Annotated in this window: 11 protein-coding genes; all 11 read left to right on the top strand. The window is 32.8% G+C overall.

The features are described from left to right. Window positions 1-219: 219 nt before the first annotated feature. The 11 genes from LS81_RS10240 (at window position 220) to LS81_RS10285 (ending at window position 5,972) form a co-directional block, all read left to right on the top strand. A complete protein-coding gene (locus tag LS81_RS10240; RefSeq protein WP_034347867.1) occupies window positions 220-663 on the top strand; it encodes a hypothetical protein in 444 nt (147 codons plus the stop codon). A gap of 95 nt (window positions 664-758) precedes the next feature. Next, window positions 759-1,274, top strand: coding sequence for a hypothetical protein (locus LS81_RS10245; RefSeq protein ID WP_034347868.1), 516 nt, complete (start codon window positions 759-761; stop codon window positions 1,272-1,274). A 23-nt stretch (window positions 1,275-1,297) separates the two neighbouring features. Further along, window positions 1,298-1,501: a hypothetical protein gene (locus LS81_RS12160; protein WP_034347869.1), complete on the top strand. Its 204-nt coding sequence runs from the start codon at window positions 1,298-1,300 to the stop codon at window positions 1,499-1,501. Between the two features lie 14 nt (window positions 1,502-1,515). Further along, window positions 1,516-1,710 (top strand): hypothetical protein, encoded by a 195-nt coding sequence (locus LS81_RS12165; RefSeq protein WP_233715946.1) that lies wholly within the window; start codon window positions 1,516-1,518, stop codon window positions 1,708-1,710. After that, window positions 1,691-2,368: a hypothetical protein gene (locus LS81_RS11775; protein WP_199769763.1), complete on the top strand. Its 678-nt coding sequence runs from the start codon at window positions 1,691-1,693 to the stop codon at window positions 2,366-2,368. The genes LS81_RS12165 and LS81_RS11775 overlap by 20 nt, the downstream gene beginning before the upstream one ends. Before the next feature lie 50 nt (window positions 2,369-2,418). Next, complete coding sequence (locus LS81_RS10260; RefSeq protein ID WP_138069927.1) at window positions 2,419-2,703, top strand: hypothetical protein; 285 nt, start codon at window positions 2,419-2,421, stop codon at window positions 2,701-2,703. After that, the gene (locus LS81_RS10265) at window positions 2,703-3,476 is read left to right on the top strand and encodes a hypothetical protein (RefSeq protein WP_034345481.1); all 774 of its coding nucleotides are present in this window, start codon (window positions 2,703-2,705) and stop codon (window positions 3,474-3,476) included. Before LS81_RS10260 ends, LS81_RS10265 begins: the two co-directional genes overlap by 1 nt. 54 nt (window positions 3,477-3,530) lie before the next feature. Further along, entirely contained in the window at window positions 3,531-3,881 is a 351-nt protein-coding gene (locus tag LS81_RS10270; protein ID WP_034345479.1) for a hypothetical protein, read from the top strand. Between the two features lie 157 nt (window positions 3,882-4,038). Then, on the top strand, window positions 4,039-4,875 hold the full coding sequence (locus LS81_RS10275; protein WP_034345477.1) for a hypothetical protein: 837 nt from the start codon (window positions 4,039-4,041) through the stop codon (window positions 4,873-4,875). Beyond that, window positions 4,876-5,562 (top strand): TIGR02594 family protein, encoded by a 687-nt coding sequence (locus tag LS81_RS10280; RefSeq protein ID WP_052096494.1) that lies wholly within the window; start codon window positions 4,876-4,878, stop codon window positions 5,560-5,562. It abuts the gene before it with no gap. A gap of 20 nt (window positions 5,563-5,582) precedes the next feature. Next, window positions 5,583-5,972, top strand: a complete 390-nt coding sequence (locus LS81_RS10285; RefSeq protein WP_034345474.1) for a hypothetical protein — start codon at window positions 5,583-5,585, stop codon at window positions 5,970-5,972. Window positions 5,973-6,196 lie beyond the last annotated feature (224 nt).

The following is a 6,196-nucleotide window of genomic DNA, read 5'->3' on the forward strand; positions in this document are numbered from 1 at the left end:
ATTAGAGATTATGATGCTGTTAGAGATGGGTATCAAAATATATGTAATTTTGAGTTTAAACGCACAAAAGATAGTTTAATTATAAATTTTAATGCTTGTGTTGAAGAAGAGCATTCCCTTACCTTTATACAAAAAGCTGGTTATATTGAGATTTTAGATATAGTGGAAGCTTTGTAAATAAGGAGGGGGGGGTTATAAAAATACTTTTGGGAGCGATGAATGAAAAAGTTAATTTTATTGTTGGGTTGTTTGGTTTTTGCGTATGCACAATTAGTTATAGAGAGAGAAAATGATTCCAAATATCAGCAAGAGGTTTGCGGTGATGATTATGAGTGCTCCGCTTATGAAGACTTTATCCCCAATGCGGATATTTTAGAGGCTTTTAAACAAGACTTGCAAAAAGAAATTAAATTTCCAAAATATGATGTAAGAGCACTAATTTATAGGCAAATCATTACCATGAATTTACCCAATGATAATGAGAGTCTAAAGAAAACTATTGTTATTACAGCAGAGAGTGGTGATTTAGATGTAAAAATAGAACTCACAAGGAGTAAAAATAAGCTTGTAGCTATATATATTGTTGAAGCAGAAGAAAGTATAAAAACTTATATAAAGACTCCTAATGGAGTTAAAATCCTTAATAAAACTTCAATGTTGTGAACCAATCAGATGATATAGCTGACCCTTTAGAGATTCTACAAGAGGGTTATAAAAATACTTTTGGCGAGAATTAATTTATTAAATAAGGAGAAGAAATGAAAAAGTCAGCATGTTGTCTTTTGCTTTCTTTGCTTATAAACCTTACTTTTGGCAAGGAATATATGTGGCAATGGCATAGGATAGATTGCACATATAAGCACAATATAGAATCATTATTTGAACATTGTAGTCCTATGGAGCAAGAATTTATAGAAGAGGCAAGAAAAGAATGTGGTGAAGATAATTGGATAAAATTACAAAAATGGATTGCTTGTGGTGCTCCACAAAGAGTGATTATAAAGGCTAAAGATATACAAGAAGCATATAAGGCTTATACGCAATATGTGGGTGAAGAATGGCTGTTTAAGAAACTTCCGCTACAAAATTTCAAAAAAGACATGGACGATAACTCTTGCATCAACTATATATGGAGGAATAATACATATTTGGAAATATACTATGGTTTTGATATGAAAACTCAATGTGATTATGTGCATTTTTTCGATATGGGTGATGGCAACATTGCTATCGTAAAAGGTAGTGATACTACTTGTGAAAGAAATTTGTCATAACTCAAATTTAAAAGGAATATACGATGAAAACAATGACTTTGCTCTGTATTTACCTATGCGGATTATATGCAAATAATTTGGATATGGTAGATTCTAAAGGTAGGAGTTTTTGGGATAAAAGATTTGTTGTGTATGATACAAATCCATCATTGATAATAAAAACCTGCAAGAATAAAGAATGGTTTGAGGAGCAGGGATTGCAGTTTGATAGAGAAAGTGAAGTATAATAGCTTATACCCCTATGGAACGCATAGTTTTGGAAATACAAGATTCTAAAGATAATATAATACTTCAGGGAAATAAATTTATTTTTCTGTTTGCTGATTCTATAAAATATAATCCTCAAGATAAATATAGTTTGGAGTTTTTAGACGATAATTTAATTCAATGGTGTATGTTTAGGGAGTGCGAAAAATATGTGCTATGTCCAAAATAATAATAAACAAAGTGGCATAAGAGAATACAATAATGCTTGGTATTCTTTCTCAAGAAGCAAAGAGGGAGAGAAGCAATGGGGGAAGTATAATATCCCTATCTATACAGATAAAGACTGCACTAACACTACAGAATCTAGCACAAAAAGACAAGGTTTCTATATTCATGGAGGAGAAAGCTATGGAGATAATGGAGGGATAGACTTAAGCAAAGAAGATGGAAGATTCTTTAGAGTCTTAGAATCTTTGAAGCAAGAATATAAAAATGCTTTAGAATATATAAAAGATGATAAGGGTAGAATTATTATAAAGTTAGAGGTGGGGTATGGCACAGGGGAAATGGTGTTAGAAGTGGTAAGAAAGTGGGAATATAGAGGAAATGGTAATCCTAATAATTGGGCTACTATTAGTGAGTTTAGCTTAAAATTGGATGGTGAGATAGTAAAAGATTCTGATAACAAAGAAATAAAGGGCTATATTGTGGAACCAGCAGGGACAAACCCTAATCCTAATCGTGCTGGGCATAACCTACCCCTAGAGCAACAACAAAAAACATCAGGTAGTGATACAAGAATACCAGCAGGGGAATATGAGGTGTTTTGGAGACCATCAAGTAAAAAGGTTACAAAGAATGGTATTTTTTGGGAGAATTGCCTATAAAATTCAAAAATGGTTTTGTTCCAGAATTAAGAGCAATCAATGGAACTAATATGGGTAATATGGGAGGTAGAAGGGACATATTGATTCATATAGGCAATACAGGTTATAATTCTTTAGGGTGTCTTATGCCAAATAAAACCTACGCAAATAATACTGCTAATAATTCAACAGAAATGACTGAAAAGCTGATTGGAGCAATAATTAGGCATGATCCACAAAGTTATATCAATGCAACACAAACAAAAACTTATATCAGAACAAATGAAAATGTCGTAAAAAATTTTAAAATATTAATCCGTGAAGAAAATATAGAAATTAATCCAAAGGAGCCATAATGAACTACCCTAAGATATTAGCTGTAATACTTTTGAGTATTACATGTTGCAGTGGTTTTGTTTTATCTCAAGTTAAAGAATATGATAATAGCAACGGAGTACCTCGCGCTATCAAAGAATTTGCACCTAATGCCAGTGAGGTGTGCCAGATAGATTCTGATACTACGTTTGAGGTGCAAGGTTTTTTGTATATCACAAAAAAGCTATGCGGCATAGAATCTAATATAGCGATCAATTGTCCAAATGTACAATATTCTGTCCGGTTAGGTATTACCGATGAATCAGAAGATAATCCTTTTTCTTTGTATATGTTTGACATTTATCAAGAGGGAAAATCTGATATACGGCAGCAATGCTCGGTAAGAGTTCGCGCATCGTTTTTTCAAACTCCCAATGAACTTAACTTTGATGGTTTGGGTATATTTTTGAGAACCAATCAATATCCCAAACTCAAACATATACACCAGTACATAGAAAAAGAATTAGAAAATAAAACTTATATCCTTATCCCTGTCCACCTTAAAATTAATAATGTTGTATTGGGTGATCTTAGTTCAGTGCCCTATCATTTTGGATTATTTGATATTAAAGAGATTCTGCCTTTATCAGAACTAGAAAAACAAAAGATTTTAGAGCAAAAGTGCAAAATCTATCGCACTAATGCAACTGATGTCAATAAGATTCATTATTGTAAAGGTGATATGAGCGATGATAGGATTTATCCTTTTTCAAAAGATTTATCTGTCAATATGAGAGAAGAGCCAAATACGTAATCAAAAGTAATAGCTAGACTTGCATCAGTAGCACCAAAGGGCGAGGAATATACAGTGTTTATGGGAGAAGAGGACTCTTTGAGTCGTGGTGATTTCCCTGTTTTTGGGTTTTTGTTTCCTGTATCTAAACATGAATTAGATCTAGATCTGGAGCTAGATGATGTAAATAATCTTTCGTGGCTTGCTAATCGTGCAAAATTCCTCAAAGACAATCCAGATGTTAAAATTGTCAAGGCTCAAACAATAACTATTTTGAAAAATTATGGGTTTGCTGATAACGAACAAATAGAGCTTTATACCAACAGCTTACCCGTAAATAACTGGTATAGGGTATATTTTATAGACAAAAGGGGCAATAAAATAGAAGGCTATATTCACAAATCCCAACTTTCTTGGGGATTTTAAGTGGGTTATCTTATAATTTCCATAAGAATGATAAAGAAGCCTTTAAAAACTATACACCCGGTGTAAGCAATCTAGCGAAAGACACAATCAAAAAATTTATTGTTAAAATCACAGAGCACGATAAGATCGAATCTTATCCGCCACTTAAGGAGAAATAATGCGTTTAATAATATTTGTATTTTGTATTGCTTATAGTATTGTTTATGCTAGCGGTAGTGTGCATTTTGCACATTTCCAAGATATGTTATCAAGCCAAACTTCATATAATAGCACACTTCAAAAAGATAAAGAAACGACCGATAAAATATACTACAAAGGGACAATAACATTAAGCGGAGTGTTAGAATGGCAAATGTATCGAGAGGAAGTAGATTTTTATTGGCGTTTAGTGTTTTTTCCTGATGTGCCAAGTGCCTTACCTAGACTCTTTGAATATGATACGCAAGCGATTTTTCTAAATGATGCACTCAAAAGAAATATTGAGTTTCAAAAAAATAGTTTTTTACAAATTTATAATGTTTTGCCAAACCAATTAAATCAAGCAGATGAGTATATTTTAGGTGGGATAGCAATACGCGCGACACTGACTTTGGAAAATTATTACATTGAAAAACATTTAGATAGTGAGGCTGATACAAGGTATTATGCAATTGCCAAAATAGATTCTACGCAAACATCAAATAATGTAAGAAAGTGGTATATTAACAAAAGCACCATTCCTAGCGAATATTTGCTCTTTCCTATTACCAAAGACTCTTATATTGATTTACGAGAATCTCCAAATGGTAAAATTCTAACACAGATTCAAAAAATGGATATGTTAGAATCTTGTCAGCTCCAAGACAATAAGGGCTTCATTTTAAATTTAGGGCAAGATTCTACCAATCCCAAATGGCTAAAAGTCGCCTATATCCCAAAAGAGGCAAACGATACAAGCAAGGCAATCTATGGTGTAATACACGAAAGCCAAGTAAGTTTTGAGTGTGAGGAGTAAATGAGCTATCCCTTATTGTCAAATGACATTAATACAACAGAATCCACTACAAAAAGACAAGGTTTCTATATACATGGAGGAGAAAGCTATGGAGATAATGGAGAGATAGACTTAAGCAAAGAAGATACTAGATTTTTTCAAGTTTTAGAATCTTTAAAGCAAGAATATAAAGATATTTTAGAATATATAAAAGATAATAAAGGTAGAATTATTATAAAGCTAGAGGTGGGGTATGGGGAGGAATTGTCTTGGATAAAAATTGCTAGAGCTGAATTAAGAGTCTTAGAAATAGAGGGAGCGAAGCATAATCCAAGAATAATCGAATACCACTCTACAACAGGTAAGTTCAAAGATGATGAAACAGCTTGGTGTTCTAGCTTTGTAAATTGGGTTATAACACAAGCAGGAATAAAAGGCACTAATAGCACTAGAGCTGCTTCTTGGGAAAATTGGGGACAAAGGCCAGATAAACCAGCTTATGGGTGTATAGGGGTAATAGTGTGGGGCGATGGAACAGGGCATGTTACTTTTATAGTTGGAAAAGTGGAAAATGGAAATTTGGCTGGATTAAGCGAATATTCAATAAAAAATTTTAAAGCTTTTGTGTATCCATTAGGATATACCCCAAATTATGAATTGCCTTTAATGGATAATAAATCTATAGGTAAGAGAGATAGCACAAGATGAATTATTTTAAAGGATTTAGAATGAATAAAATCGTAATGTTGATATTGATGATATGCAGCATATCTTTTGCGGATAGTTACAAAAATAATGTTGGTGATAGATATATAACAACACAGTTGGATAAAGATGCAGGTGTGCTTTGGCTGATGTTTAGTATTACCAAAGCCAATAAAGAATCCAATACAGGACACGAGTATTTAATGGGTGGTTATGCGTCTCACAAAAAAGAATCTAGCACAAATAAAACAAGTTTGAAGTTTAATGCAACTGCTTATTTTGATGAAAATGAGCAATGTCGCATTAAACTTGATGTAGAATCAAAAGCATACAAATGGATAAAAATTCTAATCAATAATGATAAATGCGATAAACTTGGTATTCCAAATGGGACGATTTTTTATAAGCAGTGATTTTGATTTTAAATCTTGGTAAAAAGATACTGGAATAAACAATAGGAGCAAAAATGAAAAAACTAGCAATGATACTAGCCATAGCTATATGTCAAGCTTTGTATGCGGAGTATCTTTATGATGAGGATATTACCACTGATACAGGAGAATCCATCAAGGCACATCAGTATTCTAAGCGATTTGATGGGCAATGTGTGGAAATGAGAGAGGGGATAGTAGAATCT

This window comes from Helicobacter trogontum (genome assembly GCF_000765905.2).
Taxonomy (GTDB): Bacteria; Campylobacterota; Campylobacteria; order Campylobacterales; family Helicobacteraceae; genus Helicobacter_A; species Helicobacter_A trogontum.

Excerpts from the sequence above, each read along its gene's own strand:
- LS81_RS10240 (WP_034347867.1), top strand. The coding sequence starts at position 220 with ATGAAAAAGTTAATTTTATTGTTGGGTTGTTTGGTTTTTGCGTATGCA.
- LS81_RS10245 (WP_034347868.1), top strand. The coding sequence starts at position 759 with ATGAAAAAGTCAGCATGTTGTCTTTTGCTTTCTTTGCTTATAAACCTT.
- LS81_RS12160 (WP_034347869.1), top strand. The coding sequence starts at position 1,298 with ATGAAAACAATGACTTTGCTCTGTATTTACCTATGCGGATTATATGCA.
- LS81_RS12165 (WP_233715946.1), top strand. The coding sequence starts at position 1,516 with ATGGAACGCATAGTTTTGGAAATACAAGATTCTAAAGATAATATAATA.
- LS81_RS11775 (WP_199769763.1), top strand. The coding sequence starts at position 1,691 with ATGTGCTATGTCCAAAATAATAATAAACAAAGTGGCATAAGAGAATAC.
- LS81_RS10260 (WP_138069927.1), top strand. The coding sequence starts at position 2,419 with ATGGGTAATATGGGAGGTAGAAGGGACATATTGATTCATATAGGCAAT.
- LS81_RS10265 (WP_034345481.1), top strand. The coding sequence starts at position 2,703 with ATGAACTACCCTAAGATATTAGCTGTAATACTTTTGAGTATTACATGT.
- LS81_RS10275 (WP_034345477.1), top strand. The coding sequence starts at position 4,039 with ATGCGTTTAATAATATTTGTATTTTGTATTGCTTATAGTATTGTTTAT.
- LS81_RS10280 (WP_052096494.1), top strand. The coding sequence starts at position 4,876 with ATGAGCTATCCCTTATTGTCAAATGACATTAATACAACAGAATCCACT.
- LS81_RS10285 (WP_034345474.1), top strand. The coding sequence starts at position 5,583 with ATGAATAAAATCGTAATGTTGATATTGATGATATGCAGCATATCTTTT.